The 2,574-nt window shown below is 60.1% G+C and carries 3 protein-coding genes; 2 read left to right on the forward strand and 1 reads right to left on the reverse strand.

What is annotated here, in order from left to right:
- Positions 1-45 precede the first annotated feature (45 nt).
- Positions 46-639, reverse strand: coding sequence for a nitroreductase family protein (locus tag ACW9JC_RS29960; RefSeq protein WP_017336992.1), 594 nt, complete (start codon positions 637-639; stop codon positions 46-48).
- A 164-nt stretch (positions 640-803) separates the two neighbouring features.
- Between ACW9JC_RS29960 and ACW9JC_RS29965 the strand changes: the two genes are divergently transcribed.
- Positions 804-1,253, forward strand: coding sequence for a YcgN family cysteine cluster protein (locus tag ACW9JC_RS29965; protein WP_007944020.1), 450 nt, complete (start codon positions 804-806; stop codon positions 1,251-1,253).
- Positions 1,254-1,289: 36 nt separating this feature from the next.
- Positions 1,290-2,519 (forward strand): hypothetical protein, encoded by a 1,230-nt coding sequence (locus ACW9JC_RS29970; protein ID WP_457459569.1) that lies wholly within the window; start codon positions 1,290-1,292, stop codon positions 2,517-2,519.
- The last annotated feature ends 55 nt before the right edge of the window (positions 2,520-2,574 follow it).

Raw genomic sequence — 2,574 nt, forward strand, 5'->3', positions numbered from 1 at the left:
TGTGTACACCTGTAGGAGCTGCCGAAGGCTGCGATCTTTTGCTTTCTAGAGGGTGAAATCACCTTCCGCCGCCAGCTCGCTCAGCGGGCGACGCGGGCTTGGCTCTTCTCGGGCTTGCAGGTAATCCGCCAGGGTTGCCTTATCGCCCAGCTTGCCGACCGCTACGGCCGCATGCAGTGCGTAACCTTCAGGAATGTTCAGCTCTTTGCGGGTCAGTTCCTGATCGAAGCCGGCCATGCCGTGGGTGTGCCAGCCGCTCAGGCTCGCTTGCAGCGCCAGGTGGCCCCACGCCGAACCGGTGTCGAAGGTGTGCCACAGGGCCGGGGTTTCTTCAGTGGCGCCAGGTACGGCGAAAGTGGTTTTCGAGATCACGATCACCAGCGCCGAAGCGTGTTGCGCCCAGCTACGGTTGAACTCGTTCAACAGGCCCAGGTAACGCTCCCAGTTTGGCGTGTCGCGGCGCGCGTAAAGAAAGCGCCAAGGCTGCGAGTTGTACGCCGATGGCGCCCAGCGCGCGGCTTCGAAGAAGCTCAGCAGGGTTTCTTCGGGAATGGCTTCGCCGGTGAAGGCGCGGGGCGACCAGCGATCGGTGAACTGCGGGTGAATGGCGTAATCGGCAACGCGTGGGTTGGCACTCATCAAGAGATTCCTTGCTACGTTTGAAAGTGTGGGCGACGCAAAACCCTACTTGGCGGCGCCAAAACTGACAAGCGCGTTCTACCGACAGTCGCCAATGCTTGGCCCACAGGCCTGCGGGCACTAGACTGGCGGCCTTTTCACCACCTGATGTCGATGCTCGAACCATGGCCGCCAAAGTAGAACCGTTCTGGATACGCAAAACCCTCGATCAACTCGATCAGGAGGAATGGGAATCGCTGTGCGACGGTTGTGGTTTGTGCTGCCTGCAAAAGCTCGAAGACGAAGACGACAACAGCGTCTACTACACGCGTATCGCCTGCAAACTGCTGGACCTGAAAACCTGCCAGTGCACGGATTACCCGAACCGTCGCGACTTTGTGCCTGACTGCATTCAGCTCACACCGGGCAAGGCCGACGAGTTCAAATGGCTGCCGCCGACCTGCGGTTATCGCCTTGTCAGCGAGGGCAAGGATCTGCCGTTGTGGCATCACCTGGTCTGCGGCGACCGCGATGCCGTGCATCACGAACGTATTTCACAATCCGGGCGTATGCTCGCCGAAGGCAGCGTGCCGGAAGATGACTGGGAAGATCACCTGATTTTCCGCGCAGGTTAAGCGCCCAGCGAGTCAACGGTTCACCAAGGAGTGTGTATGGCTGTGGGATGGCGGCGGGCACTGGTCGTTGGGTTACTGGCCTTGAGTTCGCCCGTGTGGGCGGCGAAGAAGGTCGATCTGGATTACCACGTGCGCCTGTTGCCGCAAAGCGATCAGGCTGAAGTGCGCCTGACGTTGGCCCAAGGTTCGGCGGTCCGCAGCCTGGACTTCGACCTCGGCGACGGCAGCCATTACAGCGATTTCAAGGCCGATGGCCAATGGCAACTGACTCCGGGAAAACACACCCGTGGTGTGTGGCACCCGGCCGCTGACAAGTCGAGCCTGACCTACCGCGTCCGTATCAGCCATGGCCTCAAAACCGGTAGTTTTGACACGCGCATGACCCCGAACTGGGCGTTGATGCGCGGTGACGATCTGGTGCCGCCCGCCAGACTCGATCAGCAGGACGGCATCGAACTGGTGTCACGCCTCGAATTTGAATTGCCCAGCGGCTGGAAAAGTGTCGAAACCGCCTGGCCGCGAATCGGCAAGAACAAGTTCCGCATCGACAACGTTTCCCGCCTGTTCGATCGGCCCACGGGCTGGATGCTCGCTGGAAATCTTGGCAGTCGTCGCACCCGTCTCGGCGAAACCGAAGTCACCGTGGCCTCGCCGCAAGGGCAGGGCATGCGCCGCATGGATGTGCTGACGTTGTTGACGTTCGTCTGGCCGCAGGTGCAAGCCGTGTTCCCTCGTCATCCCACAAAGTTGCTGATTGTCGGCGCCAACGATCCGATGTGGCGGGGCAGTCTGGCGGCGCGAGAATCGATCTACGTCAACAGCCGGTTGCCGCTGGTCAGCGAAAGTGGCAGTAGCGCGCTGGTGCGGGAGTTGGCGCAGTTGTTCGGGCGGATCAACGACCAGCAGCGCAGTGACTGGATCAGCGAAGGCTTTGCCGAGTACTACGCCATCGAACTGGTGCGCCGCGCTGGTGGCATGAGCGATGAGCGTTACGATCAATTGCACCGTCGTCTGGTCAAGGACGGACAGAAAGTCACCACGCTGCGCGGCGAGCAGGTCAGCCCGGCGCAGGTTTCAAAAGCCGTGGTGTTGTTGCAGGAACTGGACCGCGAGATTCGCCTGAAGACGCGCAACAAGCGTTCGCTGGATGATGTGATGCGCGGGGCAATGCGGTTGGAGAGCATTGATACCAAGGAGTTTGTGCAGCTTTCAGAAAGTGTTATCGGTGATTCTTCAAAAGTCCTGGATACCGGGTTGCTGCAGTAAAGATCAAAAGATCGCAACCTTCGGCAGCTCCTACAGGTGTACACATCACCCTGTA

It is taken from the genome of Pseudomonas sp. SDO5591_S426, from assembly GCF_054070755.1.